This window comes from Streptomyces mirabilis (assembly GCF_018310535.1).
GTDB lineage: Bacteria > Actinomycetota > Actinomycetes > Streptomycetales > Streptomycetaceae > Streptomyces.
In genome coordinates this window covers 829,800-856,530 of the sequence record NZ_CP074102.1, presented here as the reverse complement: position 1 = coordinate 856,530, position 26,731 = coordinate 829,800, and the positions used below count along the sequence as shown (strand labels likewise).

At 72.3% G+C, this 26,731-nt stretch carries 27 protein-coding genes and 4 pseudogenes; 21 read left to right on the top strand and 10 right to left on the bottom strand.

Annotated features, from left to right (window positions below; translation table 11 throughout):
- Window positions 1-29: 29 nt before the first annotated feature.
- Window positions 30-374 (top strand): annotated as a pseudogene (locus SMIR_RS03905) (DUF302 domain-containing protein); the annotation flags it as partial.
- On the opposite strand, the pseudogene SMIR_RS43230 reads toward SMIR_RS03905, so the two are convergent.
- Both SMIR_RS43230 and SMIR_RS03900 read right to left on the bottom strand, forming a co-directional pair.
- Window positions 375-667 (bottom strand): annotated as a pseudogene (locus SMIR_RS43230) (heavy metal translocating P-type ATPase); the annotation flags it as partial.
- A 32-nt stretch (window positions 668-699) separates the two neighbouring features.
- Window positions 700-975 carry a hypothetical protein gene (locus tag SMIR_RS03900; RefSeq protein ID WP_168486626.1) on the bottom strand — a complete coding sequence of 92 codons (276 nt, stop codon included), beginning with the start codon at window positions 973-975 and terminating at the stop codon, window positions 700-702.
- A 276-nt stretch (window positions 976-1,251) separates the two neighbouring features.
- On the opposite strand from SMIR_RS03900, the gene SMIR_RS03895 reads away from it, so the two are divergent.
- The 8 genes from SMIR_RS03895 to SMIR_RS03860 all read left to right on the top strand — a co-directional run bounded on the left by SMIR_RS03895 (window position 1,252) and on the right by SMIR_RS03860 (window position 8,078).
- Complete coding sequence (locus SMIR_RS03895) at window positions 1,252-1,947, top strand: response regulator transcription factor (protein ID WP_248003232.1); 696 nt, start codon at window positions 1,252-1,254, stop codon at window positions 1,945-1,947.
- A 6-nt stretch (window positions 1,948-1,953) separates the two neighbouring features.
- Entirely contained in the window at window positions 1,954-3,351 is a 1,398-nt protein-coding gene (locus tag SMIR_RS03890) for a sensor histidine kinase (protein WP_168497339.1), read from the top strand.
- A 227-nt stretch (window positions 3,352-3,578) separates the two neighbouring features.
- Window positions 3,579-3,998, top strand: a complete 420-nt coding sequence (locus SMIR_RS03885; RefSeq protein ID WP_168497341.1) for a hypothetical protein — start codon at window positions 3,579-3,581, stop codon at window positions 3,996-3,998.
- Window positions 3,995-4,942, top strand: coding sequence for an FAD:protein FMN transferase (locus tag SMIR_RS03880; RefSeq protein WP_168497343.1), 948 nt, complete (start codon window positions 3,995-3,997; stop codon window positions 4,940-4,942). The genes SMIR_RS03885 and SMIR_RS03880 overlap by 4 nt, the downstream gene beginning before the upstream one ends.
- Complete coding sequence (locus SMIR_RS03875; RefSeq protein WP_248003233.1) at window positions 4,939-5,709, top strand: ferric reductase-like transmembrane domain-containing protein; 771 nt, start codon at window positions 4,939-4,941, stop codon at window positions 5,707-5,709. Before SMIR_RS03880 ends, SMIR_RS03875 begins: the two co-directional genes overlap by 4 nt.
- Entirely contained in the window at window positions 5,706-7,070 is a 1,365-nt protein-coding gene (locus tag SMIR_RS03870) for an NADH-ubiquinone oxidoreductase-F iron-sulfur binding region domain-containing protein (protein ID WP_249938335.1), read from the top strand. The genes SMIR_RS03875 and SMIR_RS03870 overlap by 4 nt, the downstream gene beginning before the upstream one ends.
- Before the next feature lie 5 nt (window positions 7,071-7,075).
- Entirely contained in the window at window positions 7,076-7,321 is a 246-nt protein-coding gene (locus tag SMIR_RS03865) for a ferredoxin (RefSeq protein ID WP_212726512.1), read from the top strand.
- Window positions 7,322-7,439: 118 nt separating this feature from the next.
- Complete coding sequence (locus SMIR_RS03860) at window positions 7,440-8,078, top strand: hypothetical protein (protein ID WP_212726511.1); 639 nt, start codon at window positions 7,440-7,442, stop codon at window positions 8,076-8,078.
- 43 nt (window positions 8,079-8,121) lie between these two features.
- Here SMIR_RS03860 and SMIR_RS03855 read toward each other — a convergent pair whose 3' ends face one another.
- Both SMIR_RS03855 and SMIR_RS03850 read right to left on the bottom strand, forming a co-directional pair.
- Window positions 8,122-8,559 carry a hypothetical protein gene (locus tag SMIR_RS03855; RefSeq protein ID WP_212726510.1) on the bottom strand — a complete coding sequence of 146 codons (438 nt, stop codon included), beginning with the start codon at window positions 8,557-8,559 and terminating at the stop codon, window positions 8,122-8,124.
- Between the two features lie 457 nt (window positions 8,560-9,016).
- Window positions 9,017-9,331, bottom strand: a pseudogene (locus SMIR_RS03850) (GntR family transcriptional regulator); the annotation flags it as partial.
- Between the two features lie 450 nt (window positions 9,332-9,781).
- Between SMIR_RS03850 and SMIR_RS03845 the strand changes: the two are divergent.
- The 4 genes and pseudogenes from SMIR_RS03845 (at window position 9,782) to SMIR_RS03830 (ending at window position 13,496) form a co-directional block, all read left to right on the top strand.
- On the top strand, window positions 9,782-10,624 hold the full coding sequence (locus tag SMIR_RS03845) for a hypothetical protein (protein ID WP_168497351.1): 843 nt from the start codon (window positions 9,782-9,784) through the stop codon (window positions 10,622-10,624).
- Complete coding sequence (locus SMIR_RS03840) at window positions 10,621-12,102, top strand: NADH-quinone oxidoreductase subunit NuoF family protein (RefSeq protein ID WP_211118858.1); 1,482 nt, start codon at window positions 10,621-10,623, stop codon at window positions 12,100-12,102. The genes SMIR_RS03845 and SMIR_RS03840 overlap by 4 nt, the downstream gene beginning before the upstream one ends.
- A gap of 554 nt (window positions 12,103-12,656) precedes the next feature.
- A pseudogene (locus tag SMIR_RS03835) lies at window positions 12,657-12,932 on the top strand (macro domain-containing protein); the annotation flags it as partial.
- Between the two features lie 45 nt (window positions 12,933-12,977).
- Window positions 12,978-13,496, top strand: coding sequence for an AAA family ATPase (locus SMIR_RS03830; protein WP_212726509.1), 519 nt, complete (start codon window positions 12,978-12,980; stop codon window positions 13,494-13,496).
- 10 nt (window positions 13,497-13,506) lie between these two features.
- On the opposite strand, the gene SMIR_RS03825 is transcribed toward SMIR_RS03830, so the two are convergent.
- The 3 genes from SMIR_RS03825 to SMIR_RS03815 all read right to left on the bottom strand — a co-directional run bounded on the left by SMIR_RS03825 (window position 13,507) and on the right by SMIR_RS03815 (window position 15,748).
- Window positions 13,507-13,884, bottom strand: coding sequence for a Cif family virulence factor (locus SMIR_RS03825; protein WP_101401757.1), 378 nt, complete (start codon window positions 13,882-13,884; stop codon window positions 13,507-13,509).
- 26 nt (window positions 13,885-13,910) lie between these two features.
- The gene (locus tag SMIR_RS03820) at window positions 13,911-14,624 is read right to left on the bottom strand and encodes an SDR family NAD(P)-dependent oxidoreductase (protein ID WP_168497353.1); all 714 of its coding nucleotides are present in this window, start codon (window positions 14,622-14,624) and stop codon (window positions 13,911-13,913) included.
- A 203-nt stretch (window positions 14,625-14,827) separates the two neighbouring features.
- On the bottom strand, window positions 14,828-15,748 hold the full coding sequence (locus SMIR_RS03815) for a LysR family transcriptional regulator (protein ID WP_168497354.1): 921 nt from the start codon (window positions 15,746-15,748) through the stop codon (window positions 14,828-14,830).
- Window positions 15,749-15,936: 188 nt separating this feature from the next.
- Here SMIR_RS03815 and SMIR_RS03810 point away from each other — a divergent pair, with 188 nt between their 5' ends.
- The 4 genes from SMIR_RS03810 to SMIR_RS03795 all read left to right on the top strand — a co-directional run bounded on the left by SMIR_RS03810 (window position 15,937) and on the right by SMIR_RS03795 (window position 19,344).
- The gene (locus SMIR_RS03810) at window positions 15,937-16,239 is read left to right on the top strand and encodes a muconolactone Delta-isomerase family protein (RefSeq protein ID WP_168497355.1); all 303 of its coding nucleotides are present in this window, start codon (window positions 15,937-15,939) and stop codon (window positions 16,237-16,239) included.
- An 84-nt stretch (window positions 16,240-16,323) separates the two neighbouring features.
- Window positions 16,324-17,649 (top strand): YbfB/YjiJ family MFS transporter, encoded by a 1,326-nt coding sequence (locus SMIR_RS03805; RefSeq protein ID WP_422664392.1) that lies wholly within the window; start codon window positions 16,324-16,326, stop codon window positions 17,647-17,649.
- Between the two features lie 19 nt (window positions 17,650-17,668).
- Entirely contained in the window at window positions 17,669-18,283 is a 615-nt protein-coding gene (locus SMIR_RS03800; RefSeq protein ID WP_168497356.1) for a GOLPH3/VPS74 family protein, read from the top strand.
- Between the two features lie 5 nt (window positions 18,284-18,288).
- Complete coding sequence (locus tag SMIR_RS03795) at window positions 18,289-19,344, top strand: alpha/beta fold hydrolase (protein WP_212728269.1); 1,056 nt, start codon at window positions 18,289-18,291, stop codon at window positions 19,342-19,344.
- Window positions 19,345-19,372: 28 nt separating this feature from the next.
- Here SMIR_RS03795 and SMIR_RS03790 read toward each other — a convergent pair whose 3' ends face one another.
- Window positions 19,373-19,993, bottom strand: a complete 621-nt coding sequence (locus tag SMIR_RS03790) for a TetR/AcrR family transcriptional regulator (RefSeq protein ID WP_168497358.1) — start codon at window positions 19,991-19,993, stop codon at window positions 19,373-19,375.
- A gap of 627 nt (window positions 19,994-20,620) precedes the next feature.
- Between SMIR_RS03790 and SMIR_RS03785 the strand changes: the two genes are divergently transcribed.
- Window positions 20,621-21,667 (top strand): polyprenyl synthetase family protein, encoded by a 1,047-nt coding sequence (locus SMIR_RS03785; protein WP_168501404.1) that lies wholly within the window; start codon window positions 20,621-20,623, stop codon window positions 21,665-21,667.
- A gap of 207 nt (window positions 21,668-21,874) precedes the next feature.
- Window positions 21,875-22,726 carry a COG4705 family protein gene (locus tag SMIR_RS03780; RefSeq protein ID WP_212726508.1) on the top strand — a complete coding sequence of 284 codons (852 nt, stop codon included), beginning with the start codon at window positions 21,875-21,877 and terminating at the stop codon, window positions 22,724-22,726.
- 11 nt (window positions 22,727-22,737) lie between these two features.
- On the opposite strand, the gene SMIR_RS03775 is transcribed toward SMIR_RS03780, so the two are convergent.
- Together SMIR_RS03775 and SMIR_RS03770 are read right to left on the bottom strand one after the other, a co-directional pair.
- On the bottom strand, window positions 22,738-23,634 hold the full coding sequence (locus SMIR_RS03775) for a M56 family metallopeptidase (RefSeq protein ID WP_212726507.1): 897 nt from the start codon (window positions 23,632-23,634) through the stop codon (window positions 22,738-22,740).
- Window positions 23,631-24,014 carry a BlaI/MecI/CopY family transcriptional regulator gene (locus SMIR_RS03770; protein WP_168497359.1) on the bottom strand — a complete coding sequence of 128 codons (384 nt, stop codon included), beginning with the start codon at window positions 24,012-24,014 and terminating at the stop codon, window positions 23,631-23,633. The genes SMIR_RS03775 and SMIR_RS03770 overlap by 4 nt, the downstream gene beginning before the upstream one ends.
- A 218-nt stretch (window positions 24,015-24,232) precedes the next feature.
- Between SMIR_RS03770 and SMIR_RS03765 the strand changes: the two genes are divergently transcribed.
- Together SMIR_RS03765 and SMIR_RS03760 are read left to right on the top strand one after the other, a co-directional pair.
- Window positions 24,233-25,738: a glycosyltransferase family protein gene (locus SMIR_RS03765; protein WP_422664507.1), complete on the top strand. Its 1,506-nt coding sequence runs from the start codon at window positions 24,233-24,235 to the stop codon at window positions 25,736-25,738.
- On the top strand, window positions 25,735-26,682 hold the full coding sequence (locus SMIR_RS03760; RefSeq protein ID WP_168497360.1) for a lysylphosphatidylglycerol synthase transmembrane domain-containing protein: 948 nt from the start codon (window positions 25,735-25,737) through the stop codon (window positions 26,680-26,682). Before SMIR_RS03765 ends, SMIR_RS03760 begins: the two co-directional genes overlap by 4 nt.
- Window positions 26,683-26,731 lie beyond the last annotated feature (49 nt).

Genomic DNA, 26,731 nt, shown 5'->3' with positions numbered 1-26,731 from the left:
CGCGCAAGCGGACAGGAAAGGACGACACCATGCGCTACGACCGCACGGTGCACCTCGACACGGACTTCGCCACCGCCGTCACCCGGGTTCGCGAGGCCCTCGCCGAGCAGGGCTTCGGAGTCCTCACCGAGATCGACGTCACCGCCACCCTCAAGGCGAAACTCGACCAGGGCATGGAGGACTACGTCATCCTTGGCGCCTGCAACCCGCCACTGGCCCACCGGGCCCTGCAGGCGGACCGCACCATCGGCCTGCTGCTGCCCTGCAACGTGGTCGTCCGCGCCGACGGCGACCGCACCGCAGTACAGGCCCTCGACCCGCAGACGATGGTGGCCCTGACCGGACTCGAGGCCCTGCGCCCGGTTGCCGAGGAAGACGACGCCGAGACGGGAGGCGCGGGAGAGGCCGGAGACGATCGCGGCAGGAGCGGCCAACAACAGCGGACAAGGGGTGACGACCACCAGGACCGCGACCGCGCGCACTGCGGAGCTGCTGATCAACCAGGCCAGACCCGCCCCGCGAGCGGCAGGGGCAGGAACCGTGCGGCGTATCGGTCCGCCAGTCGCACGACGGGCGCGGACTCGACGCCGGCCTGCCGCGCCAGCCGCACGATCCCGGCATAGGTGCTGCCCTGCTCGGTGGCCGTGGCACGCAGTTCGTGCGCACCACGATGCCCGCCACTGGTGGTGGGATCAGGCATCAGGACGCTCCGGTCGTCGTCTGTGCCGGCTGTGTGGTGGAGGCCGGGGCGTTGGCCGGGGGCCGAGGGTGGTCGCGGGTGGAGTGCTGGGCCGCGCCGGACGCCGGGTGGGAGGTGCCCGGCAGCGCATGGGCGTAGCCGGCTCCGAGCAGAAGGGTTGCGGCCGTCGCGGCGGTGGCGGTCCGCCGGGTCGTGGTGCCTACTCGCCGGAGTCCGCGTTCGCGTCGCCGCACCGGGTCTGGGGCCGCCGCGGGTCCGGGCACAGTCATGGGCATGGGCTGACCTCCTTCGGACGAAGTCTGTGCCGCGAGGCGAACGTCCGGCTCGCGGACGCCATGTCATCAGCGTGCGTCGCGTCGCGTCGGAAAGCCGTTCAGGGAAGCTTCAGATGTGGCAAAGCCGGGCGGATACGGCGGCGGCCCTGCGCGTACCGTCCCCCGCCCGCCCCGCGTCCTCGCCCTTCGTCCCGCGTGCCCCTCGCTCCGTCCGTCCCACGTAGCCGGCCCTCCCTCGGTCCGGAGAGTGGTCCCCGTCGTCCTACGCTGGGTGCCGTGGAAGAGGAAAACGGCCATCGGGCGGATCCCGGCGCGCACACCGTGCTGGTCGTCGAGGACGACCCGGGGCTCGCCCGGTCGCTGGTGCGTGGCCTGGACCGAGCCGGGTACCGGGCGACCAGCGTTGGCACCGGACGCGGTGCGCTCACCCACGTTCCCGCACCCGACGTGGTCCTGCTGGACCTCGGCCTGCCGGACGTGGACGGCATCGAGGTCTGCCGCGTGCTGCGCCGCCAGTCGGATGTGGCGATCATCGTGGTGACCGCCCGCGGCGAGGAGGGCGACCGGGTTGCCGCCCTCGACGAAGGCGCCGACGACTACCTGGTCAAACCCTTCGGCCTGGCGGAGTTGCTGGCACGGATCAGGGCCGTACTGCGCCGCATCCGCCCGTCCGAGCCCGAGCTGTTGACCCACGGCCCGCTCGTCGTCGATCCGCGCACCCGCAAGGTGACGGTAGGCGGGGCGGAAATCGCGCTCACCCCCAAGGAATTCGACATCCTCCAATGCCTCGCCGCCGATCCCGGCCGGGTCGTGACGCGGCAGGAGATCCTGGAACGTGCCTGGGACGCCCACTGGTACGGGCCCACGAAGGTGCTGGACGTACACATGGCCGCGCTGCGCCGCAAGCTGGGCGTGCCCGGACTGGTCGAGACGGTCTACGGGCGCGGTTTCCGCCTCGGTGAAGTCGGCTGACGCGCCGTGACCCGCCGTATCGCACTCAGCGTCCTCGCCCTGATCACCGCGGTTCTGGTGCTGGCAGTGGTGCCGCTCGGGCTGATCATGACCCAGCGTGAGCAAACCTCGTTCCGGGACGAAGCGGCGGCCAGGACGAGGTCGATCGCCTCCGCCGCCGAGGAGTACCTGTCCGACCACAAGCCGGACGCAGCGGCGCGGAGCCTTGTCGAGGAGGCCCAGGCGAGAGGTGACTGTGCGACCGTCTACGACAGCGCGGGACATGTGCTGATGTCGACCGCGTGTTCCGACGTGGCCGGGGGCGATTCCGCGGGGCTGGCCTCCTCTGTGCTCGCCCGTCCCGACACCCTGGTGCGCCAGGACGATCAGTGGCTGACCACCGCCGTACCGATCGGCGACGCCTCGGGCCCCGTCGGGGTCGCCGTCCTGAGCCGGTCCGCCGACCCGCTGCACGACCGGATCCTGGCGATGTGGGGCTGGCTCGCGCTGATCGGCGTCAGCGGCCTCGGCGCCGCCGTGCTCATGTCGGTTCTCCTGGCCCGCTGGGTCGGCCGTCCGCTCCGCGTGCTGGACCAGGCGGCACAGCGGCTGGGCGAGGGGGCACTGGACGCGCGGGCGCCGGTCGAGGCAGGGCCGCAGGAGGTGCGCCGGCTCGCGGCGACGTTCAACACGATGGCCGGGCGCACCGAGGCCCTGGTGCACGGTCACCGTGCTGTGGTCGCCGATGTGTCCCACCAGCTGCGCACCCCGCTCGCGGCGCTCCGGCTTCGACTCGACCTGCTCGCCGCCGACGCCGAAGGGGACACTGCGGCCGAACTGGCCGATGCGCAGGGCGAGATCGCCCGCCTGTCCCGGCTGGTGGACGGACTGCTGGCAGTGGCCCGCGCCGAGCATGCGGTGCCGCGCCCGGTGCCGGTCGGGGTGGACCGCCTCGTGGCCGAACGGGTCGCCGCCTGGGAGCCCGTCGCCCACGCGGGCCCGGTCCGGCTCACCGCCGACTGCTGCCCCGGGCTCACGGCCTTCCTCGGTGAGGGCGATCTGGAGCAGGTGCTCGACAACCTGATCGCCAACGCCCTCGACGCCGTCCAGGAGGGCGGCCAGGTGCGGATCACCGGCAAGCGGCAGGGTGGAGCGGTTCAGCTGCGGGTCGTCGACAACGGCCCCGGGATGGTCCAGGCCGCGCGGGAGAGCGCGTTCCGCAGGTTCGGCAACCCCGAGGCGAGCGGAACGGGGCTGGGCCTGGCCATCGTCCACCGGCTGGTCACCGCCAACGGCGGAACCGCCGAGCTGCTGGATTCGCCCGGTGGCGGGCTGACGGTGGCCCTGTCGCTGCCTGCCTCCCGCCGCGGACGCGACCGCACCGGCAAGCCCGGCTCGGGCGATACGCGGACGAGTGGCGCCTGAGTTTCTCCCGGGGACATGCCGGTCGCCCCGCAGGCAGCCGCCGCCCCGCCCGACAGATCGCATCTCACCCTCCTGAACAGTGTCTTCGCTGATCTTTGCGGGTTCTGAAGGATTCCTGAACCGGATCCCGACAGATGTCTGCGCAGGCTGGTTGGACGGATGTCCGCAGGTGTGGCCGCGGGGTGACGAACGCTTCACGACGGCACACCGACGGCCGAGGAGGAACCATGTCCCACCCCGACCAGCCCACGTCGGCCGGCGCCGCCCGGCGCCGTGACCGCGGCCTTCGCCGGGTCGGAAGCACCACCCGCTGGGTGGCCGCCGCGGCAGCGGTCGGCTCCGTGGCGCTCGCCACCGGATACGCCCACGCCCTGCCCGGGAAGTCCTCACCCGCCCCTGGGAACACCTGGCAACCGTCCACCCCCGCGCCCGCGGCCACGTCGAGCACGCCCGCGGTCCCGCGGACCGCGTCGCACTCGGTGGCCCCGTCCAGGACCGCCGCCCCTTCCTCCCGCACGGCAACGCACACGACCGTCGCGAAGCACCGGACGACTCCCGCCACACATCCGGCAGCCCCCGCACCCACCGCGACGAAGCCGGCGACCCCGACCCCGCAGCCGTCGCACACCACGTCCGGTGCGTCATGACCGCTGCCGCCACAGGTCCGGCGTCGGTATCCTTCCCCGCGCTGGGTACCACCGCCTCGCTGCTCGTCGCCGACCCCGGCGCGATGGACGCGGCACGGCGGGTCCTCGACGCCGAACTCGCCGCCATCGACGCGGCGTGCAGCCGGTTCCGGCCCGACTCGGAACTGTCGCGTGCCAATGCTGCGGCGGGTGCCCCATGCCATGTGAGTACGTTGTTCGCCGAGGCACTGGACGTGGCGCTGCACGCGGCAGAGGTGACCGCGGGCGTCGTGGACCCCACCGTCGCAGCCGCTGTGACCGCGCTCGGCTACGACGTCACATTCGCCGCACTGCGACCGCAGGACCTGGGCCCCGCACGCCTCGCCGGACCGTCCGCGGGATGGCGGGCGGTGGCATGGGACCGGCCCATCCGGCGACTGCGGCTGCCCCCGGGCATCGCACTCGACCTCGGCGCGACCGCCAAGGCCCTTGCCGCCGACAGGGCCGCCCACCGCGCCGCTCAGGCGGCGGGCTGCGGCGTCCTGGTCAACCTCGGTGGAGACCTCTCCGTCGCAGGCCAGGCACCGCCGGGAGGCTGGCGGATCGCCATCGCTGACGACCATGCGGCACCCGACACCGTGGCCCGGCCCACGGTCGGCATCACCGAGGGTGGACTCGCCACCTCCGGCACCACGGTGCGGACCTGGCGCCGCGGGGGACGGCGACTGCACCACATCGTCGATCCCGCCACCGGCGACATTCCCGCCCCGGTCTGGCAGACCGTCAGTGTCGCCGCCGTCAGCTGCGTGGCCGCCAACACCGCCAGCACCGAGGCCGTCGTGCTCGGCGAACGCGCCCTCGGCCGTCTGCGCCGGGCGGGACTGCCCGCGCGGCTGGTACGCGTGGACGGAACCGTCGAGCGGGTCTGCGGCTGGCCCGAGGACAGCGTGGGAGGCACCCGGTGACCGGACTCGTGCCCCTCGCCGCCGGCCCCAGCCCGCTGTGGTTCGCGACCCGGGCCGGCGGCACCGTCGCCCTGGTGCTGCTCACCGCGACCGTCGCGCTCGGCGTCGCCGTGGGCGGCCGGTACACACCGCGGCGGCTCGCCCGCTTCGAGGTGAGCGCGCTGCACCGCAACCTGTCGGTGCTGACCCTGGTCTTCCTGGCCCTGCACATCGTCACCGCGATCCTCGACACCTTCGTCCACCTGGGCTGGCTGGTGACGGTGGTGCCGTTCACCGCCTCGTACCGGCCGCTCTGGCTGGGGCTCGGCACGGTCGCGTTCGACCTGCTGCTCGCGGTCGCGGCGACCAGCGCGGTACGGCTGCGCATGGGGCAGCGGCGGTGGAAGGCCGTGCACTGGCTGGCCTACGCGGCCTGGCCGGTGGCGCTCTTCCATGCCGCCGGGACCGGCACCGACACCCGGCTCACGTTGCAACTCGCTCTGTACACCGGGTGCGTCGCCCTCGTGGTCGCCGCCGTCTGGTGGCGGCTGTACCGGGCGGGGCCGGGCCGGGTCACGGCAAGGCTCTGGGCGGGGGTCGCCGCGGCGGCGATGCCCGTGGTGCTGGCCACGTTCGTGAACTCCGGTCCGCTGCAACCGGGTTGGGCGCACCGGGCGGGAGGCGCCACCGCCACGAGTACGAGCACCGGCACCGGCACAACCACGGGCACGAGCACCGTCCACCCGGCGCCCGCGACGACGACCGATGACGAGGGAGGCGACGAATGACCGACGCGATGACCGATGGGCCAGCAACCCTGACAGCCCTTCAGGCCGGCGGCGGCAGGGACGGCATGCTGGGCCCGTACGGCTCCCGGCTGCTGCACGGCTGGTACGAAACCGGCCGCGCGGCCGGCCTGGACGAGCACCTCCGCCGGTACGGCCCGCCGCCCCTTCCTCGTACCGCAGACACGGCCGGCCGACTGGTGCGCGCTGTGGAGGACGCAGGACTGACCGGCAGGGGCGGCGCCGCCTTCCCCACCGGCCGCAAGCTGCGCACCGTCGCCGCCGGCCGGGGTACTGCCGTGGTGGTCGCCAACGGCATGGAGAGCGAACCGGCCAGCCGCAAGGACGAGACCCTGCTCGACCTCGCCCCGCACCTGGTGCTCGACGGCATCGCACTGGCCGCCGCCGCGGTCGGCGCCGACGTGGCGCACCTCTGTCTCCCCCGCACCCGGCAGGACCAGGCACAGGCGCTGCGCGAAGCCGTTGAAGAACGCCGGCGGCTGGGCCTCGCCCCGGTGCCGGTGCTGGTGCACGAACTGCCCCACCACTACGTCTCCAGCGAGGAGACCTCACTGGTGCGCTGGCTGAACGGGGGTGACGCCCGCCCGCTGGCGACCCCGCCGCGCCCCTTCGAGAAGGGGGTCGGCCGGCGCCCCACCCTGATCGACAACGTCGAGACCCTCGCCCACCTCGCACTGATCGCGCGCTACGGTCCCGGCTGGTTCCGCGGCGCCGGGCGCCCCGACGCAGCGGGCACCGCCCTTGTGACCCTCTCCGGTGCGCTGCGTACGCCGGGCGTCTACGAAGTGGCGATGGGCCTGCCGCTCGGCCAGGTACTGGACACCGCCGGGGGACCTGCGGAGCCGCTCGGATCCGTGCTGCTGGGCGGCTTCTTCGGCAGCTGGCTGCCGGCGGAGCAGGCGCTGCGCGTCCCGTTCGCCAAGCAGGACCTGGCCGCGCTCGGCGCGGGACCCGGCGCCGGAGTGATCGTGGCGCTGCCCGCCCGCGCCTGCGGTCTGGCCGAGGCGGCGAGGGTGCTCGGCCACCTCGCGGCGCAGAGCGCACGCCAGTGCGGACCGTGCCGGCTCGGGCTGCCGGCCGTCGCCGCGGACTTCGCGGACCTCGCCTGGGGCCGTCCCGCCCCGGAGACGGTACGGCGCCTGGAGGACCGGGCGGGGCTGCTCGCCGGGCGCGGCGCCTGCCGGCACCCCGACGGCGCGTCCCGCTTCGCGGCGACCGCCCTGCGGGTCTTCGCCGACGACGTACGCCACCACCTGAGCCTCGGCCCGTGCGCCGCCGCGGGCGACGAGCCCGTACTGCCGGTTCCGGACACACCGGCACCGGACGACCGGGAATGGAGGTGATCGGCATGGCCGTCCCGCACTCCCTCGGAATCGACCGCATCGCCTGCGACGGTTACGGCCTGTGCGCCGAACTGCTCCCGGAACTCGTCGAGTTGGACGAGTGGGGCTACCCGATCATGGGATCGGCCCCTCTCGCGGGTGAAGCCCTCGGGCACGCGCGCCGCGCCGTGGCCGCGTGTCCGGCACTGGCGCTGCGCCTGGACCGGGCACCCGGGCGTGCCCCGGACCGGCGGCCGGGCCCGCGGTCGTGAACGATTTCTTAACCCCACGTCAGACATACTCCTGCCGCTCCGACGCGGAGTGCGGGAGCGGGCGGGACAGCACTGCCATCCGGGCCGGGCGGGGCCCGATCATCAGGAGGACGGACAAGTGACCGTGATCGGCGGCAGGACACCGGTCCACAGCACGAACGAGGCGGACGGCGCGACGGCCGGCGGCCCGGAGGGCAACGAGCGGCTGACCGCGGCGACCGGTGCGGTGCTGCTGGTCCTGTTCGCCGTCGAGGGCGTGACCATCCTTTTCCTCGGGCAGCTCCTCACCCTGCACTTCTTCATCGGGCTGCTGCTGACCGGCCCGGTCTGCCTGAAGATCGGCTCGACCGGCTACCGGTTCTTCCGCTACTACACGGGCGCGCCCGCCTACCGCCGCAAGGGGCCGCCCGCACCTCTGCTGCGCGTGCTGGGCCCCCTGGTCGTCGCCACGAGCGTCGCCGTCCTCGGTACGGGGGTGACGCTGGCCCTGCTCGGACCCGACACCGGCCCGGTTTCGGTGCTCCTGCTGCACAAAGCCAGCTTCATCTGCTGGATCGCCGTGACGGTCGTGCATGTCCTCGCCTACGTGTGGCGTCTGCCGCGCCTCATAGGTGCCGACCTGCGCCGCCGTCCGGCGCGCCACGGGATCGTCGCCCCGTGGCGCGCCGGACGCTGGTCACTTCTGGCGGTGGCACTCGGCGCGGGACTGGTTGTCGCGCTCGCCGGTGTTCACCTGGTCTCCGGCTGGAGCCGATAGCGCGCCGCCGTGCCGACGAACTGACAGCGCGCCCGGTAAGTGCTCAGACGTCGGCGGACCCGCGCGCCATCGAGTCCACGAGGCCCGACAGCCCCAGCACCACCACGACCGCTTCGACGAACATAGAAGCCAGCCCCAGCGGTTCCAGCCAGTTGCCGATGTCGTCCATGGCTCCCGGGAGACCGACGCTCCGGTTGACCACGTAACCGAGGAGTACGGAGGCGGCGAGCGCGGTCGCGGCCAGCCAGGCCCGGCGGTCATGACGCCGCATCAGATACTCGGCGACCGCCACGCTAGCGACGATGAGCACGATGTACGCGGCTCCGAGGTAGGGAGTCTCCTTGAGTTTGCCGGGCAGGTCGAGCAAGTGGATCAGGGCGATGCCCAGGAGGCCGAGTGCCGTTACCGCGCGTCTCGCGGGCTCGTCCCGGCGGCTGGGCTCGATGGCCCGGGACGCGCCGACTTCGGTGCGAATTGCCATGGCCGACGTCCTTCCTTCGTGGGGGGATTGGGTACAGAACGCTGTGGTCCAGGCGGTGCCGCGTGCGGGCTCATCGTCCCGAGCGGGGGTTGTTGCGGCAAGGCCAAAATCTGTCATGTACGCCGCGAGTTCTGGCGGTCGCGGGCTGGACGAACAAGGCGTTTCATTCCCTCACCGGCGTGGTCATCGACCCGTCCGGCAACGTCTGGGTCGCCAACAACTACAACCTCAACGCCGACGCCCCCGACCGGCGAAGGAACCCATGGGCGGCACCTACGCCACCGTTCTCATCGGAATGGCGGCATCCGTCAGGACACCCCTCATCGGCCCTCCCCAGAAACCCTGAGCGTCAGAGCGTTCGTCGGGTTGGCGGTTGGACGGGTGATGGCGGTCGTCCGACTCATCCGGTGGGGCGGACGACTACTGAGAACCACAGCCTGATCCCATCCACGCAGCACGTCCGCCGGGTGTGCGTGACGAGCGCGGCCTTCTGGATGCCGAGAAGCGAAGCGTCTTCAGCGGTCGCCTGCCGCGGCTCCGGCTGCTCCACGGCGTGGCTGTCGGTGACCCCGATCGCGGCCATGCGGTTCACGACGCCTGCCCCGGCATGCGGCCCTCCCTCCGGGAGGACGATGGGAGTGTCGGCGGTGATGTCGTACGCATCCCAGCTCGTTGACAGGTGCACCAGTCTGCCGTCGGCCAGGAACTCGTACGTCGTCCGGGCGCACGGGTAGCCCTCGGCGATGCCGCGCCGCGCCGCGATGTCCGCCGAGCTCTTCACCGCCGCAGCCGGCCAGCACCGGCTCTCCCGGCCCGCCGGTGTCTCGGCGTCCGCCATTCCGATCTCCGTGGGTAGCGCACTCTCCGTGATTGCCAGACTCCTGGGCCAGGCAATCGCCTGGCCCAGGATCTTGACGCCGCCGTGGCTCGCACGCGGGTGAGCCTGGTCACGGCGCTCTCGGCAACTACTAAGCACGGTCGTGGACCACAACTCCCACCGGCGCCCGAGAAACCGGCACGGACGCGGAGCCTCGCTACGGTCGTGGGCCGTAGCAGTGCGATTGTCGCTGGGCTGGGGTACGGGCTAACGATGGGCTCTGTCGTGCAGTGCCCCCGGTGCCACACTCCCGGCGGTGCCCTTCCCGACGCGGGCATTCGGAATCCCGATCCGGCCCCGCCACGGCCTGGCTGCGTGACCCGAGCACAAGGAAGGAGGTGCCCCATGTCCAGCGTTGCTCTGCTCGCCGATCCTGCGGTCGGCGCCGCGTCGGCCGGAGCAGCCGGCCGGATGATGGCCTTCCTGGACCACTTCGCCGGCGTCTTCACCCTGCTCTCACTGACTGCCGTGGTGACCTGCGGACTCGCCGCCACCGACCGGCTGGTGCTGACTCCCCGACTGCGGGTGGCCGTGCAGTCGGTGCACCGGGCGAGCGCCGTCGCGGCGCTCGGCTTCCTGGTCACCCACATCGCGGTCAAGGTCGTCGAGCGGCACGCCGCTCCGCAGACCGCGGTGGTCCCCTTCACCGGCGGCGCCGCTCTCGCGGCGAGCCTGGGCACCATCGCCGCCGACCTGCTCGCCCTGATCATGGCTACCGGCGTGCTCCGCGGTCGGTTCGCCGGCAGCCGCCCCTGGTTGTGGCGGGTGCTGCACTCGATGGCGTACGTCTGCTGGCCGATCTCCCTGGCGCACGGGCTGACGGCGGGGCGCAAGGCGCACGCGTGGGTTCTCTGGGGCTACGGCCTGTGCGCGGCCCTGGTGGCGCTCGTGCTGTTGGTCCGTGTCCTTTCCTGCCTGGGCCGCCACCGGACCCTGAGCCGGCGTCGTCGCAGCGCCAAGGCGTATCGGCCCGCTGCTGTCCGTCCGGCCGCGCTGGCCGCCCTGTCCAAGCGGTCCGCCCGGCCCAGCACCGGCGTCCGCCCGCTCGCCTGGGCCGCCCGGCCCGTGCCACCGACGACGGCGGCTCGCCGGTCCGCACCGGGCGCCGGCCTGCCCGGACAGCCCAAGCACGCCGCGAGACCAGGGCCCCGGCCGCTCTACCTGGCCCAGCCGGGAGGCAGCGAGTGAAGCACGCCCCGCTGAAGCTGCCCGAGGTGCGCTGGCTGGATTCGGCCCGGCTGACCGCTGGCCTGGACCGCCACCAGCGCCTGGATCTCGCCGCCCACACTCGTGTCCACCCGCCGCTCCTCCAAGCGGACCGGGACGGTCTGCTCGCCCTGGCCGAAGCCGTCGCCCTGTCCGGCCGCGGCGGCGCAGGCTTCCCGTTCGCCCGCAAGGCCCGGGCCACGCTCGCCGGCGCCGACCGCACCGGCGCGCCGCCGGTCATCGTGGTGAACGGCGCGGAGGGCGAACCGGCCAGCGCCAAGGACAAGATGCTGCTTGGCCGCGCGCCGCATCTGGTACTGGACGGCGCCTGCCTGGCCGCGGCCGCGTTCGGCGCCCAGGAGATCGTGATCGGCGTCGCCGCGGGCAGCCCCGGCGAGATATCGGTCCCGGCCGCCCTTGCCGAGCGCGAACTTCCCTGCCCGGTCCGCACCATATGCCTGCCCGAACGCTTCGTCTCCGGCGAATCCGGCGCCCTGATCCGTGGCATCAACGGTCTGCCGGTGGCACCGGCGCCGCTGAAGGCCCGCGCGGCCGAAGGGGGAACGGGCGGGGTGCGTCGCCGTCCGACGCTGCTCTCCAACGCCGAGACCTGGGCCCAACTCTCCATCGCGGCCCGGCTCGGACCCGACGCCTACGCCGCCGTCGGCACCGCCGCCGAACCCGGCACGGTCCTGCTCACCGTCAACCGGCCAGGCGCCGACCCGCTGGTGGTCGAGGTTCCGACCGGCACCCGGCTGGGCCCGGTACTGGACGCCTGCGGCCTCCAGCCAGGCGCCGGCGTGGTGGTGGGCGGCTACCACGGCGCCTGGCTGCACCCGTCGGACGCCATCGACGCGCCGCTCTCCCGCGCCGGGCTCGCCGGACTCGGCGGAACCCTTGGCGCGGGCGCGATCGTCACGCTCCCCAACGACACCTGCCCGCTCGGCGAGACCGCCCAGGTCGCGGCCTGGCTGGCGGCCGAGTCCGCCGGCCAGTGCGGACCGTGCAAGCGCGGCCTGCCCGAGGCCGCCGAGGCCCTGGCCGTGCTGGCCGCCGGTGCTGCCGAGCCCGCGGTGCTGGAGGACGCCCGGCGTGCCCTTGTCACGGCCCAGGGCGGTGGCGCCTGCTCGCACCCGGACGGCACGGCCCGCTTCCTGCTCACCGCACTGGAGGTCTTCTCCGAGGACGTCGACGCCCACCTGTCCGGCCCCGGCTGCGGCCGTCCCGTGCGCGGCGCACTGCCCCTCCCGCCTGCGAAGGGCGCCCGGCTGGAGGTGGACTGGTCCCGCTGCACCGGCCACGGTCTGTGCGCCGTGCTGGCCCCCGACCTCATTCGCCTCGGCCCGCACGGCTACCCCACCTCCACCACCATCCCGGTCGCCCCCTGGCAGGAGCACGGCGCCCGCCGCGCCGTCAACCAGTGCCCGGCCCTGGCAGTGCGTCTCCAGCATCGCGTGTGACTCCTCCCGTGAGGCCCCCTCGCGGCTGCCGGCGCCAGCGCTGTGGCGAGCCGGGCGTGACGCCGATTGCTGGCCGACGAGGTCCGCGCGGGACGTTGTCGCCTGGCAACGGAAGGCCGAATCAACGGAGACGCGGCTGTACCATGCCAACTGGGCACGTACACGCTGAACTTCGACGACAGGCGCCTTCACCTCGACCGGGCCTCGGCTCTGCGGTGGCTGCGGGACCACTTCGTCAGGACCGAGCCCGTGTAGGCGGTTGTACGGTTCCGCTGTGCCGCCGGCAGGGAACTGTACGGTTTCCCATGACTCGGGGCGCGCCCATGACGGGCTCAGCCACCGCGCGGCAGCAGCCGGCTCCCCTTCGCCCCGTCTCCGGGGCGTTCGGTCCGCTCACGCTGCCGCGTGCGTGCGTGGGTGGCGGCCGGCAAAAAGCCCTCCCGGAGGGGAGGGCTGAGACTGGCGCCCCGTGCAGGACTGGAACCTGCGGCCACGCGCTTGGAAGACTCCTGCCCCATGTGCTGCCGGGTGCGGCGCTGCGGCAGCGTGGGTAAATCCTTCACACCGTGGGCCCGGTCTTCAGCTGTGAGGAGGACCGTTCGGAACTCCTCGCCTCCTGCCACCGGGAGTCGCTGAAGGTGGCCGACGAACTCGGCGCCCGCACGGTCGCCTTCCCGGCCGTCTCCGCCGGTATCTACGGGTGGCCGATGGGCGACGCGGCCCGGATCGCGGTGGAGACGGTACGGGCCACGCAGACGGCCGTCGAGGAGGTCACGTTCGTCCTCTTCGACGAGCCGGCGTACGAGGCGTTCGCCGCGCAGGTCCGCTGACCACCCCTTTCTCGCGGCGGGGTCCGGCTCGATTAGGGTGCGGGGATGCGGCGGATCTTGGTGGTGGGCAGTACCGGTGCGGGTAAGTCCACGCTCGCCCGGAGCCTGAGCGGCCGCCTCGGACTGCCGTACCACGAGATGGACGCGCTGTACTTCACCGGCGCCGGGTGGGCCGTGAACGAGAAGCTCAGCGAGGACGTGCTGCGGATCACCGCCGAACCCCGCTGGGTCATCGACTCCATCGGCTATCCGGAGGTCCGTGACCTGATGTGGGACCGGGCCGACACGGTGATATGGCTGGACTATCCCAAACGGGTCGTCCTGCCCCGCGTCCTGCGCCGTTCCGTCCGCCGCACCGTCACACGCGAGCCGCTGTTCGGTGGCAACAGGGAGACCTGGGCCGGCTGGCTGAGCCGGGAACACCCCGTCTGGTGGGCCTGGTCCCAGCACGCGAACCGGCGCCGCGAGATCACCCGCCGCACCGGCGACCCCCGCTTCGCGCCCCTCGACACGCTTCGCTTCGGTCGCCCCGGTGACACCGCGGCTTGGGTGAAGTCCCTGTAAGGGAGCCGGGCTACTCGAGCCGTGACACCTGGTAGTGGTTGATGTACCAGGACTCCCCCACGCGTCGCACCAGCACGCCGAGTTTGACGTTGAGGGTGGGGCGGTCGGTGAAGGAGAAGTCGACGCTCAGATAACCGAGTACGAGGTCGTCGGTGAGGCGTCTGGTCTCGAGAATCCGGTACGCGGCGGCCATGCCGATGGGCTGGGAGGCGTAGTACGCCGCTACGCCCGGCCTTCCGACGCTGTAAGGGTGCAGCCCCTGGAAGATCGCGTCCTCGGTGAACCGGGCGGCGACCTGGTCCGGCTCGTGCCCGTCGACGGCGGCCTTCCACTGGTCGAGGACGCCGCGCAGGATCGCTTCCGAGTCGCTGTCCGTCGTGCTGTTCATCAGGATTCTTCCCTTGTCGTGTTCCGTCAGTGACCGGCGCTCATGCCGCCGTCGACGTGCAGGATCTCGCCGGTGACGAACGGGGCGTTCTCCAGGTAGATCACAGCATCGACGATGTCGCTCGTCTCGCCCATCCGGCCGACCGGGTGCAGCCCGGCGAGGGCCTCGTGGGTTTCCTCGGCGTGCATCGGGGTCTTTATGGTGCCCGGCGAAACGGCGTTGGCGCGGATGCCGCGCGTGGCGTACTCGATGGCGAGGGACTTGGTGGCCGACTGGAGGCCGCCCTTGGTCAACGAGGCGAGTACGGAGGGCACGTTGGAGTCGGCGTTGTCGACCAGGCTGGTGGTGATGTTGACGATGTGGCCGCCGCCCTGGGCGAGCATGTGCTCGACGGCCAGCTGGGTGATGCGGAAGAAGCCGTCGAGGTTCACGCCGGTCGCCGCGGCGTAGTCGTCCTGGGTGTACTCGTGGAAGGGCTTGGCGAGGAAGATGCCCGCGTTGTTGACCAGGGTGTCGACACGGCCGAACCGCTCGACCGCGGTGGCGATGACGCGTTCGGCGGTGGCGGGGTCGGCGATGTCACCCTGAACGGTCACGATGCCCGCGTCGTCGGCGGGAGCGATCGTGCGCGAGGTGGCGACGACGGCGTACCCGAGCTTGCGGTAGGCCTCGGCGATGCCCGCGCCGAGGCCCTGCGAGGCTCCGGTGACGACGGCGACCTTCTGGTTCTGAGAGCTCATGGTGATCTTCTCCGAGTTCCGTGATTCCGCGATGAAGCGGGGCTTCCTGACCGATCGCCATGTGTACTAGCCGACCGGTCGACTATTTGAAAGTTAGGCGGGGTGGAGAGGAGAAGTCAAAGGTCGACAGGGGTCTGGCCAGGACCGAAATCCTCCCTGCTGGTAGGCACGGCCTCCCAGTCCAGGTCAGTGGGCCGGTGCCCCTACCGGTGCGGATCCCCGTCCGGCAGCCAGGCGCCCGGGGTGCGGATGCCGAGGTCGCCCACGCCGTCGCAGAGGGCGTCGACGACGGCGAGGACGGCCGGGCGGTCCTCGCTCTCGCGCCAGACCAGCGACCAGGTCCAGTAGATCTCCGGCGCGGTGACCGGGCGCTGGACCAGATCGGGCGGCAGCGGGGTGGTCTGGCCCTTGGGAGAGTTGATCACCGGGTGGCTGCAGCGACGGACGTGATCGAAGAACGCCGGTCCGGTGATGCCGCCGTTGGAGATGCGTACCGCGCGGGCCCCGGTGTCCTGGGCCAGCTCTTCGGCGTAGACATTCCAGGACGACCAGGAGGTGGTGTCGTCGTCGAGGAGGACGGCGGTGTCCCGGGCGGCCACGTCGCTCGTGTCGTCGCCGCCTGCGACGGCGTAGAGCCGGTCGGCGCCGATGAGCCGGGCACGCAGGCCGCGTTCTTCCAGGTCCTCGGTCCGCACCCAGCACACCGCGAGGTCCAGACCGCCCGCGGCGACCCGGGCGGCCTGGGTGTGTGAGGGCGCGACCCATGCGTCGAGGTGGAGTTGGGCCACGGTGGCGGTACGGGCGGTGAGGTCCGACGGGAGCCAGTTGACGTAGCCGAGCCGTACCGGTTCCGATCCGGACAGTCGACCGGCCCGCCGCTGGAGGTCGTCGGCCCGCTCGAGCAGGGCACGGGTGTGGGGGAGCAGGGCCGAGCCGGCCGCGGTGAGGGACACCGAGCGACGATCGCGATCGAACAACCGCACGCCCAGGTCGCGTTCGAGCGCCTTGATCTGCTGGGACAGAGAGGGGCCCGCGATCAGCAGGCGCTCGGCGGCCCGGCCGAAGTTCAGCTCCTCGGCGACGGCGACGAAATACCGCAGTTGGCGCAACTCCACGCTGGTCATGCTACGTCGGTGCGAGGCCGCGCCTCCCAGCAGGGAGGAAGCCTGTCGTGGCATCGCCCCGGTGGCAGGCGGACGATGGAGCTCATGGAAGCCCGACGCCGGACGACCTCAGCGGTCCTCCGGCCGGCCACCATCACCCACGCGGCGTTCCGGTGCCCGCCGGACGCCCCATCGAGCGGAGCGGGACGATGCGAGAGTTCCTGGTCGAGATCACCACCACGATCCCCGAGGGCACCACTCAGGACGAGGTCGACCGGCGGCGCGCCGCCGAGGCGGCCCGTGCCCGGGAACTGGCCGCCACCGGCAACCTGGCGCGGCTGTGGCGCCCGGTCGGCGAGCTGCGCAGCATCGGCATCTGGTGTGCCGGTGACGAGGACGAGCTCCACGAGAAGGTGCTCGGCACACTGCCGCTGCGCCCCTGGATGAGCCTCACCGTCACCGCGCTCGAGTCCCACCCCAACGACCCAGGCCGGACCGACACCGCGCAGTGACGGCGGGGACCAGTGCCTGACACGCACCAGGACCTGACATGGACCAGGACCTGAGAAGGATCAGCACCCGACATGTACTTCGTCATGAGCGTACGACCCCTGCGCGCCTCCCCGGCCCGAGGTCCCGGCACGCCGCACTCACCCTGGGGGCACGTGGTCCGGGCCGCCGCGGCACTCGCCGCGGGCATGGGAGTCGGCCGGTTCGTCTACACCCCGATCCTCCCGCTGATGCACGCCGGGGCGGGGCTGTCCGCCGGCGCCGGCGCGAACCTGGCCACCGCCAACTACATCGGCTATCTCGTGGGCGCGTTCGTCGGCATCCTGGCCCCCGCGGCGGTCCGCTCGCGGGCCCTGCTGCGCACCTCGCTCGTCGTGCTGACCGGCACCCTGGCCGCGATGCCCGCCACCCACGACACCGCCGTGTGGTTCGCGCTGCGGCTGCTGGCCGGGGTTGCCAGCGCTCTGATCTTCGTCATCGCGGTCAGCTCGCTCCTCGGCCACCTGCGGGAGTACCCGGCTCACCTGCCCGGATGGGCGTTCGGCGGGGTCGGCGCCGGCATCGCCCTGTCGGGTCTTCTCGTCCTGGTACTGCGCCCCGTCGCCGACTGGCGGGCCGCCTGGTGGGCCTCGGCCGCGCTCGCCGCGGTCCTCGCCGTCGCCTCGTGGAACCTCCGTCCCGAAGCGCCTCCCACGACAACACAGGCCACCAAGGCCGCCAAGGCCAGCACAGTCACTGCGGCAACTGCGGCAACTGCGGCCACCGCGGCAACTGCGGATTCCAGCCGCGGGCCGCGCACGCATCGTTGGTTCTCCGCCCTGTTCGCCTCCTACACGCTGGAAGGCATCGGCTACATCATCGCGGGCACCTTCCTGGTCGCCGCGATCGAACAGAGCTCCCCGGGACCGCTCGGCGGCGGCGCCTGGGTGCTGGTCGGTCTGGCGGCCGTGCCCTCGTCCGCGCTGTGGGCCAGGCTCGGGCGCCGCTGGTCCCGCCCCGACCTGCTGCTCGCCGCGCTCGTCGTCCAGGCGGTGGGCATCGCCCTGCCCGCCCTGATCGGCGGAGCGCCGGCCGCCCTGGTCTCCGCGGTGCTGTTCGGCGCGACGTTCATCGGGGTCAGCACCCTCGCCCTCGCCACCGGGGCCCACCTGGAGTTCCCCCGCTCCGTCGCGCTCCTGACCGCCGGATACTCCGTCGGCCAGATCCTCGGCCCGTTGGTGGCCGCGCCCCTGCTCCACCACGGCTACCAGCAGGCCCTGATCCTGGCCGCTTCCGTGGTTCTCGTGGCCGCCGCGGCCGCCGCCGTGCTGCGCATCGGCTTCCCGCACCACATGGTGGTAGTGCGAGCCACCGCCCCGGTACGACAGCCCGCGCCGACGGAATCCGCCGCGGACGCGGGCAGCCACCGATGACTCAGACGTGGAGTCCGTCATGACCACACCGCGGGACCTGTTGATGATCGCCATGGACGTCCCGTCCAGCCGACCCGTCGAGCAGGGCGACCTGTCGCTGGCCCTCGCGGGAGCCGAACTGGTCGACCTCATCGAGGCCCAGGCCATCACGCTGGAGGACGACCGCATCGTGCCCGGCGCGCAGTGGACCATGGGCGACCGTCTGTTGGACGGGGCCGTGGCGTCGCTGGTGCGGCAGACGCCGTACGAGTCCGTGGACGACTGGCTGTGGCGCCGCGGCCGTGGGCTGTCCGCGGCCTATCACGCGGACCTGGAGGCTGAGGGACGGCTCGCCCGACCGCGCCACCGCTGGATTCCCTTCGGCGGCGGCCGTACGGAAGCGGCCGACTCACCGGACCGCAGCCACGCGGACGAACGCTGGACCTCGGGCGAGCCCATCCTGACCGTCCTCGCGGCCGCCGTGGGCATCCACGACGAGTCGACCGAGGAGGCCGCGGGGCTCGTCGACGACTCGGTCCTGACCGTCCTGGCCGCCGTCAACGGCGCGGTGACGGAACTGGAAGCGGTACGGCAACGGCGAAGCATCGAAGACGCGGCATTCGACAACATCTGGCGAGGCGGTGACGGCACTTGAGAAAGGTGAATGTCATAGACAGGCGCACGTTTTCCCGGATTCTCACCGTTGGAACAGCCGGAGCCTCGCTCCCGGTGCTCCCGGTGCTCCCGGTGCTCCCGGTGATGTCGGCCTCCGCCTCGGCTTCTCCGTCGGCCCCGGTGACCGAGCCCGGAACGCACACCTCTCTCGGCCCGCTGAAGCAGATCCGTGCCGGAGAGCTGAACATGGGATATGCCGAGGCCGGTCCCGCTCACGGCCCCGCGGTCGTCCTGCTGCACGGCTGGCCCTACGACATTCACAGCTATGTCGATGTGGCTCCCAGGCTCGCCGCGGCGGGCTACCGGGTGATCGTGCCGTACCTGCGCGGTCACGGCACCACACGGTTCCGTTCGGACAAGACGTTCCGCAACGCCCAGCAGTCGGTGATCGCGCTCGACATCATCGCGCTCATGGACGCGCTGAAGATCGAGAAGGCGATCCTCGCCGGTTTCGACTGGGGAGCGCGGACGGCCGACATCATCGCGGTGCTCTGGCCGGAGCGCTGCAAGGCCCTGGTCTCCGTGAGCGGTTATCTCATCACCAACCGCGAAAGAAACAAGGCGCCGCTGCCGCCGCAGGCCGAATGGGCGTGGTGGTATCAGTACTACTTCGCCACCGAAAGGGGTCGGCTCGGCCTCGCACAGTACAAGCACGATTTCGCGAAACTCATCTGGAAGAACGTCTCTCCGACGTGGCACTTCGATGACGCCACATTCGATCGGACCGCGACCGCCTTCGACAATCCGGACTGGGTTCCCATTGTGATCCACAACTACCGGTGGCGACTGAGTCTGGCCAAGGGTGACCCGCGATTCGACCGTCTGGAGAAGCGACTTGCAGAGAGTCCCGCCATCTCGCTGCCTACGATCACCCTTGACGGCGAACTGGATCCCTTCACGCCGCCGGGAAACGGCGCGTCTTATCGCGGTCGTTTCACGGGCGCGTACGACCACCGGACGCTGAAGGGCATCGGTCACAACCTGCCACAGGAAGCCCCTGAGGCATTCGCCGAGGCGGTGGTCGACGTCAACGCCCTCTGAGACCCTCTGAACGGTGTCGTGGCGGGCGTCAGGCGCCTGCCACGGCCTCCTGCGGGGCGCGGGCACCGAGCAGGGCCAGGCAGTTCGCCCACAGGGGGCTGAGCCGCCGGGTGTTGTTGTAGAGCTTGGCGAACAGCACCTGCCCCTCCAGCTGGGCGACCACCGCCCGTGCCGCTTCCCGGCTGTCGAGGGTGGTGACCTCCTCGCGCCCACGAGCCTCGGTGATGACCGACTCGACCATCTCGACCTGCGCGTCGAAGATCTCCTGCAGGCGGGTGCGGATGGGCTCGGTGTGGTTGCTCATCTCCAGGGTGAGGTTCCCGAACAGGCAGCCGGACACGGTGCCGCAGCTCTGCTGGCCGGCGCGCTGGGCGGCCTCCGTCTCCTCGAACAGTCGGTACAGCCGCCGCAGGGGTTCCTCGTCGCTGTTCAGGACGCGTGTCCAGGCGCTCTTCTGGGCCTCCCAGTGTTCGTCGAGCACGGCCAGGGCGAGGGCTTCCTTGGACGCGAAGAAGTAGTAGAAGCTGCCTTTGGGCACGCCGGCCGCCTTGCAGATCTCGGCCACCCCCAGGGCCGAGTAGCCGCGCAGCTCGATGAGCGACTGCGCGGCGCTGAGGATCTTTTCCCTGGCGTCGCTGGTTCGTCCCATGACGCAATTGTACGACCGGTCGACTACCTCTGACTGTGGTCGCGTCCGTGCCGCGAAACCGTCTGATCGGGTGGTGTGGAAGCACGAGCTCCGGTAGCGGGGCGAGGGCATGCCGCCATGGGATGCGCGTGAGCCGTTCCGGAGGGGTGGCGGGTCTGTTGGGGTGGGTACATCGCCACGCTCGCGCAAGCCGGTGACGGGGGAGCCTCCATGACCGAACTGCCCAGCGAGGACGCACCGGCCGACGCCGGGGCCCACCCCGAGGCACGGCCCCAGACGCGTCCCGAGGCACGGCCCCCGGTGCGGCCCGAAGCCCCGCCCCAGGTCCGTCCCGAGGCGCGGCCCGAATCCCCACCCCAGGTCCAGCCCGAGGCCCGGCCCGAGGACCGGCCCAGTACCCGACGCGGACCCCAGCTCCATCCCAAGCCTCAACCTGGCTCCGGGGCTCAGCCGAGTCTCCACCCCGGTCCCGGGGCACAGACGAAGCCTCAACCAGGCCCCAGGCTCCAGCCCGGGCCCGGGCCTGGGGCCGGGGCCGAGCCTCACCTCAGGCCTGCGGCCGGCCCGCATCCCGGCCTCGGCCCCGCGCCCAACCCCCACCCCGGCCCCAGGCCCATGCCCAGGCCCGTGCCCGTGCCCGAGTCCGTGCCCGAGCCCGTGCCTCAACCCCAGCCCGGATCCCCGCCCTACCCCCCGTCGCCCCGCGTCGAGTTCGCGGAGCTTCTGGAGGCGGAGTTCGTTCGTCGGTGGCCGGGGCGCTCGGCGGGGCTGGACGCCGTGCACCGGTACGCGATGGTCCCGCCGGGCAAGCTCCTGCGGCCCTCCCTCGTGCTGCACGCGGCGCTCACGGTGGGTGGGGAGCTGGGCGCGGTGCTGCCCGCCGCGGTCGGTATCGAGGGGGCGCACGTCGGCAGCCTCCTGCACGACGACATCATCGACCGAGACACCGAGCGGCGCGGTCGCGCGGCCGTCCACACCGAGTTCGGACCCGCCCAGGCCGTCGTCGCGGGCAACGCCCTGTTCTTCTCCTGGTTCGCGGCGCTTACCGAGTGCCGTCGCCTGGGAGTGCCCGCCGACCGTGTCGCACGCGCCGTGGCCGTGCAGGCCGAGGCCGGGGTGGCGATCTGCCGGGGCGCCTTCGACGAACTGGCGATGCGCGGTGACCTGGAGCTGGGCGTCGACGCGTATGTCGCGATGGCCCGGGCGAAAACCGCCGTGCTGCTCGCGGCCGCCTGCCGCGTGGGCGCCATCCTCGGCGGTGGCGACGCCCCGACGACGGAACTGCTCGGCGACTTCGGTGACCACCTCGGGATCTGCTTCCAGATCCGCGACGACGTGCTGCCGTACGACCCGATCGCCGCGCGCGCCATGGGCAAGCCCTCCGACAGCGACGTACGCAACCGCTGTCCCACGCTGCCCGTGCTGATCGCCCACCGGCGCGCGGACCCCGAGAGCCGCGCTGCGCTGCGCCACGCCCTGCTCGACGAGACCGAACCGGCGCTCGCCCTGTGCCGGATCCGCGCCGTGCTGGAGCGGACCGGAGCCCTGGACACCGCGCACGCGATGGCCGACGACTACGCCCGCAGGGCCCGCGAACTCCTCACCCGGCTGCCCGCCACCGCCCACGTGGCCCACGTCCGCGCCCTGGCGCTCCTCACCCGACCGGCGCACTGAGGCGTACCGGATCACCCAGGAGCCTGAGAGGGACGCCTGCGCGGAACGACCTGGAGGCATGATCGCGCGTTCAGGATGCGTTCAGACTGCGGCTGCCACGTTGATCGGCGTGGCGCGCAGGCATGCGCAACACTGAGCCAATGGACACGCGCCCTCCTTCGGCCGTGGCCTTGGGGGGACGTCGTTGCACCCCCCCAGGAGCAAACGTTGGACAAGACGGAAATCGTCGTCGACCCCCAAGTCGCCGACCCCGGCACCTCCGTGATGAAGAAGCTGCCAGAGGTGACCCTGGCCTTCTGGATCATGAAGATCGCTGCGACGACACTCGGCGAGACCGCGGGCGACCTGTTCGCGCAGACCCTCAAACTGGGCTACTTCCTCACCACGATCCTGCTGTTCCTGGTCTTCGTGGTCACGTTGGTCGTACAGCTCAGGTCGCGCCGGTACAACCCCTTCTTCTACTGGACGGTGATCCTTTCCACCAGCATGGCGGGCACCACGATGTCCGACTTCATGAACCGTGACGCCAGCGCCAAGTACCTCTCCGACGGGGCCACCTCGCTGGGCTGGGGTCCGCAGGGCCTGGGACTCGGGTACCCCGCGGGCGCCGCGATCCTGATCTCGCTGCTGGTCGTGATCTTCACCGTCTGGAAGTTCACCGGGATGACGTTCGTCATCCGCGACATCGTGACCTTGCGGGCCGAGGCCCTCTTCTGGTCGGCGATCCTCGTGTCGAACACCCTCGGCACCTCGATGGGCGACTTCCTGTCGGACAGCTCCGGGCTCGGTTACGCGGGCGGCGCGCTGCTCGTCGCCGGGCTGCTCGCTGTCCTCGTCGCGCTGATGCGCGTCCCCGCGGTGCCGAACGTGGTGCTGTTCTGGATCGCCTTCGTCCTCACCCGCCCGCTCGGCGCGACCGCGGGCGATTTCCTCACCAAGCCGACCGCCAAGGGTGGGCTCGACCTCGGTACGGCGGGTTCGTCGGCCGTGCTGTTCGCGCTGCTCGTCGGTCTCATGGGCTACGCCCACCTGCGCGAGCGCAGGACGCTCGCCACCTGAGGACCCCTGCGCTACCCCGGCAGGCTCTCGCCGAGCAGGCGGAGCAGATCGCCGGTGGCGTCCAGCGCGCCGAGCGCGGGCAGGGCGCCGAGGGCGAGGACGGCCACGCCGATGGGCCACAGGTTCGGCGGCGGGGCCGTCTGCAGGGCGGCGATCCGGCGGGTGACCGCGTGTTCGGAGAAGCTCAGGGCGCAGCCCGGCCGGGCGCGTTGGGAGACGAGGGCGGCCCGGGCGAGGGCGCGGGCGGTGGTACGGCGGTCCCCGACGCGCCGCGCGGCCTCCTCGTCGGCCCAGCGCTCCACCAGGAAGGCGACGGTGGTGCGCACGGGTGCGAGCACCGGGTTGGCGGCGGCGGCCAGGGTCACCGCGGTCGACAGTACCGAGTGGCGGTGGGCGAGATGGGCGCGCTCGTGGGCCAGCAGCACGCGCCGCTCCGCCGGTTCCAGCGCGCCGAGCATGGCGGCCGTGACCAGGATCCGGCCCGGCGTGCCGGGGATCGCGAAGGCCCGGGGCGTCGAGGAGGCGGCGACGATGAGTTCGCTGTCGGGCGGATGTCCCTCGCACAGCCGCTCGAGGACGCGGCGGGTCGTGTAGTGGGCGCGCAGGGCGCGTACGAGCCGGAAGCCGATCAGCCACAGGAGCATGATCGCGACGACGGCGATCGCCACCGGGACCGGTTCGGGCAGCCGCCGTCCGTCCTCGCCGGCCTCCGTGGCCACGTGCGGCGCCTCGTTGACCAGGGTGGCGGCGAGCAGGAGCAGCGCCCAGGTGGAGGCGGTGGCGGCCAGTACGGCGGCGACGGTGAGGACCCGGGCGGCCAGCGCGGGGGAGACCTTGAGGCCCACCTGCGGCGCGACGGCCGTCAGCAGCAGCGGCAGGATGAGGGGGATGTAGACGTCGATCCTCACGTCCCGCTCCCCCCGAGGAGATCCCGCAGGGCCTCTTCCTCGTGGGGGCTCAGGCCGGTGACGAACTGCTGGAGGGCCGCGATCGGGTCGGGTCCCCGGTTCAGCGCCTCGTGCATGGCCTCGGCGGTCAGTTCGGCGGCGTTCTTGGCGGGCCGGTACGCGCCGCGTCGGCCGTCGACGTCACGCAGGACCAGACCCTTGTCGTACAGGCGTTTGAGGATGGTGTGAACGGTGTTGTAGGCGAGGTTGCCGCCGATCTCACCCTGGATGTCGGCGGGGGTGAGGGCCGCGTCGGTGGCCCAGAGGGCGGCGAGGACCTCGCTCTCCAGCTCGCCGGCGCTGCGTCGTTCCGCTCTGCCGTGGGGGCCTGTGCGAGCCATGTCCGTCACCTTACAGCGCGTAGGGGTGCGGGAGTGGTGGGGGCGTACCAGTGCGCCCAGGGGCGGTACGAGGGTGTGTCCCCTCGGACCGCATCCCCGACATCCCCTGCGCGCCCGCTCGATCCACGGTAATTTGACCGTGTTTTGCGCAACTTCCTCCTTCACCCTACGTCTTGTAGGGTGAAGGACCCTACAGATTGTAGGGTGAAGGGTGGATGATGGCCAAGACTGTGAACCGTCCGTTCGTCGGCGCCGATCACCACAGTCCGACCTTGACGGGGCGCATCTCCAGACGGCCGCACGGTCAGCAGTGGCTGGCCCTGGTCGCGGGCGCCTTCACCCTGGCCCAACTGCTCCTCGTACGGCCGGGCATGGGGCTCGGCTGGGACGAGACCGTCTACGTCAGCCAGGTCGGCTCACACGCACCCGCCGCCTTCTTCAGTGCCCCGCGTGCCCGCGGAGTGCCACTGCTGGTGGCACCGATCGTGTCCTGGTCCTCGTCCACCGCCCTGCTGCGCGTCTATCTCGCGGTGCTCTCCGGGCTCGGCCTGTTCGTGGCGCTGCGCGTCTGGCGCGGACTGTTCCCGATGCGGGTGCTGGCGGCGGCGGGCGCCCTGTTCGCCACGCTCTGGGTGACCCTCTTCTACGGCCCGCAGGCCATGCCCAACTACTGGGTCGCGCTCGGCGCCCTGGCCTGCGTCGGATGCTTCCTGCGCGCCCAGGCCGACCGGTTCGACCGGGCGGCGCTGTGGGGCGTGGGCCTGAGCACCGCGATGATGGCGTGGATGCGGCCCACCGACGCGGTCTATGCGACCCTGCCGCTGCTCTTCCTCGTCGTGTGCGTACGCCGCTGGCGGCGCCCGAGGCTGCTGGTGGCGCTCGTCGCGGGTCTGGTCGCCGGCGCGGGCGAGTGGGTCGTCGAGGCGTTCGTCAGCTACGGCGGCCTGGCCCAGCGGCTCTCCGACGGCTCGAAGGTCCAGGGCGGCCTGGGCTGGAACATCGCCGTCGACGACCAGCTGCGCAGCCTCGGCGGGCGCGTCCTGTGCCGCCCCTGCACCGGAGCGATGCCCGCCCCGCCGGTGATGCTGTGGTGGTTCGCGCTGCCCGTCGTGGCCGTCCTCGGAGCGGTGATCGCCGTCAAGGCCCGGCGCGGAGTGAACAGCCTGCTGCTCCTGGCCTGCGCCGCGACGGTTGGCTTCCCGTACCTCTTCCTGATCGGATACGCGGCGCCGCGCTTCATGCTGCCCGTGTACATCCTGCTGGCCATCCCGGTCGCCGACGCCTTGATCCACCTGGTGACCGCGCCCGACCGCGGTCGGCGACCGGTGGCAGTCACCCTGGTGACGCTCGGCCTGGCCGGGCATCTCGCGGTGCAGTTCGCGGTGCTGGAGCACACCGTGCACGGCACCACCGTCTCCCACCGGGACTGGGCCGACACCGCGACGGAGCTGCACCGGCTGGGGGTGAATCCGCCCTGCATGCTGACCGGCTACGAGGACGTCCCGATCGCCTTCTACGCCGGCTGTTCCTCCGTGGACACCGGCGGAAACAACGCCAACACCACCGCCGACGCCATAGTGCGGGCCGGACAGCGGATCCCGGTCGGCGTGCTCACCATTCCGGACGCGAAGCCACCCGCGTACGCCAGCACGTGGGAAGCGCACCGCGTCGGCCATCTGATGGTGTACGTCGCCCCCGCCGTCCAGGCAGGCGGGGCGACATGACCATCCTTCCGCCCGGCGCCCCGACGACAACCGTGACAGCCGCGAGCAGGCGGGTCTCCCTGCATGCCGCGGCGACCCTCGCCGTGGTGGTGGGCGCGGTCTGTCTCGGCCGGCGCCACTGGCCGGTGATCGCGACCGGCGCCGGCCGGCTGGCCGTCGCAGACCGCGGCTGGCTGCTCGTGGCGGCCGTCGCCACCGTGGCGACCTGGGTGTGTTCGGCCTTCGCCCAACAAGGGGCGGTGACCCGGCCGTTGCCCGTCCGGCAGCTGGTGGCCGTGCAGTTCGCCGCCTCCGCCGCCAACCATGTGCTGCCCGCGGGACTCGGCGCGGGCGCGGTCAACCTCCGCTTCCTGACCCGGTGCGGTCTGCCGGTCGTCCGGTCGGCGACCGCGCTCGGCGTGAAGGCCACCGCCGGGGGCGTCTCGCGCGGCTTCCTGATCGCCGTGCTCGCGCTGGCCTGCCCCGGCCTGCTCCGCCTGCCGCACATCTCGGCGACGGCGGTCGCGATCGCGCTCGCCGTGCTGGCCACGGCCGCCGTACTGCTGCGGGGACCGTTGCGGCGCGCGCTGCGGGCCGTGCTGGCCGACGTCCGCGCCGTGCACGAGGTCCCGGCGCGCGCGGCCGCGCTGTGGGGCGGCTCGCTGGCCTTCGCCGCGCTGCACGCCACCGTGGTCGTCGCGGTGGCCCAGGCCCTCGAACTGCCGCTGCCCCCGGCCCAGGTGGCGCTGGCCTACCTCGCCGCGAGCAGCGCCGCCGTGCTCCTGCCCACGCCCGGTGGGATCGGTTCCCTGGACGCGGCGCTCGCCGTGGCCCTCACGCTGGCCGGAGCGCCGGGCAGCGCGGCGGCGTCGGCAGTTCTCGGCTACCGGCTGCTGACGGTGTGGCTGCCCCTGATCCCGGGGCTGCTGGCCCTGGCCGTACTGGCCCGCCGCAAGGTCCTCTGAACGACGTTCACGCGGCTCGTTCCCGTCGGCACCTGTCACCAGGCAGTCA